Origin of the sequence: Streptomyces sp. (assembly GCF_035563135.1) — a bacterium.
Taxonomy (GTDB): domain Bacteria; phylum Actinomycetota; class Actinomycetes; order Streptomycetales; family Streptomycetaceae; genus Streptomyces.
On sequence record NZ_DATMVN010000637.1, the window covers coordinates 1 to 2,003 of the forward strand.

Annotated in this window: 1 protein-coding gene and 1 pseudogene; one reads left to right on the forward strand and one right to left on the reverse strand. The window is 72.4% G+C overall.

From position 1 onward, the window contains the following. Positions 1-1,663, forward strand: a 1,663-nt coding sequence (eccCb, locus tag VN520_RS28570) for a type VII secretion protein EccCb (RefSeq protein ID WP_325749844.1), incomplete at its 5' end; no start/stop codon positions are given. 66 nt (positions 1,664-1,729) lie between these two features. Here eccCb and VN520_RS28575 read toward each other — a convergent pair. Next, positions 1,730-2,003, reverse strand: a pseudogene (locus VN520_RS28575) (serine protease); the annotation flags it as partial.

Consider the following 2,003-nt stretch of genomic DNA (forward strand, 5'->3'; position numbering starts at 1 on the left):
GGACGTCCTGCTGCCCGGCATCGCTCCCGACCCGGAGCGCGGCCTCACGGCCGCCGGCTGGTCCGGCACGGGCAGGCTGCGGGTCCCGGTCGGCCTCGTGGACAAGCCCTTCGAGCAGCGCCGCGACCCGCTGGTCGTGGACCTCTCCGGAGCGGGCGGCCACGTCGCCGTGGCGGGCGGCTCGCAGAGCGGCAAGTCCACCCTCGCCCGCACGCTGATCGCCGCCCTGGCCCTCACCCACACTCCCGCCGAGGTCCAGTTCTACTGCCTCGACTTCGGCGGCGGCGGTCTCTCGCAGCTCGCCACCCTCCCGCACGTCGGCGGCGTCGCGGCGCGGCTCAACCCGGAGCGGGTGCACCGGGCCGTCGCCGAGGTGATGACGCTGCTCGCCCGCCGTGAGCAGTTCTTCGTGGACCACACCCTCGACTCCATGCAGTCCTACCGCCGCCGCCGGGCGGCCGGTGAGTTCCCCGACGAGCCCTTCGGCGACGTGTTCATGGTGGTCGACGGCTGGTCCACGGTCCGCCAGGATTACGACGACCTGATCCCGAAGTTCAACGAACTCGCCGCCCGGGGACTCAACTACGGCATCCACCTGATCATCACCACCACCCGCTGGGTGGAGTTGTCCGCCCAGGTCCGTGACCAGGCGGCCACCCGCCTCGAACTGCGGATGGGCGATCCGATGGACTCCGAGATCGACACCCGTAAGGCCCGTTCGGTGCCGCGCAGCGGCGGCCGGGGCATCACCGCCGACAGCAAGATGCACTTCCTCGCCGGCCTGCCCCGGCTGGACGGCAGCGGCTCTCTCGACGACCTCGGCGACGGCGTCTCCCACCTGGTCGCCGAAGTCTCCCGGCACTGGCCGGGCGCGTCCGCCCCGCAGGTCCGGATGCTGCCGCACCGGCTCCCGCTCGCCGAACTGCCCGCTCCCGAGGCCACCGAGGGCGGCGGCATGCGTCTGCCGCTCGGTATCGACCAGGACGCCCTGGAGCCGGTCTGGCACGACTTCAGCCGCACCCCGCACCTGATCGTGGTCGGCGACACCGAGAGCGGGAAGACCAACCTGCTGCGCGGCATCACCAAGGGCATCACCGCCCGCTACACCCCGCAGGAAGCGAAGATCATCGCGGTGGACTACCGCCGCACCCTGGTGGACGCCGTCCCTGAGGAGTACCGCATCGGGCATGTGATCTCCCTGGACAACCTGAAGGAGACCATCGAGGGCGCCGCCCGCGCGATGAAGACCCGTGTCCCCGGCGCCGACATCGCTCCCGCCCGCATGCGCCGGTGCGACTGGTGGACCGGCCCGCGTCTCTTCGTGCTGGTCGACGACTACGACATGGTGTCCGGGAACTCCTTCCAGAGTCCCTTCGAGCCGCTCTTCGACCATCTGACCCTCGGTTTCGAGATGGGCCTGCACCTGGTCGTCGCCCGCAGTGCCATGGGGGCCGGCCGCGGCCTCAGCGACGGCCTCATCCGCCGTCTCGACGAGGCCAACAACCCCGCCGTCCTGCTCTCCTGCCCGCCCACGGAAGGGCGTCTCTTCGGCGACGCGAAACCCCTCAACCTCCCGCCGGGCCGGGCCCTCCACATCGCTCGCCGCCGTCCGCGGCTGATGCAGACCCCGCTGGTGGAGGAGAGCCTGGGGCAGCGGGACTGAGAGGAACACGACGACGGGACCCTCCTGGGGCACGCCTCAGGAGGGTCCCGTCGTCAGGGCTTCAGCTCATCCGGATGCGGTCCGGGACCCCGGCGCCGGCTGCCATCCGCGGGCGCGGGCCCGGGAGAGGGCGAAACCGGCCCAGAGGACGGCGAGGACGCCTGCGGAGCCCAGAAGGACGAAGAGGGTGGCGCGGCCGGTGGCGCGGTCGGCGGAGGCGGTGTCACGCACGCTCACGGGATCCGCGGCACGCTCGGCGCCGGTGGACGTGGCCGGGCCGCCGAGGACCGTGGTGACGGCGGCGTAGGCGTCCAGCTGGGGGATGTCGGCCGGGTAGGCG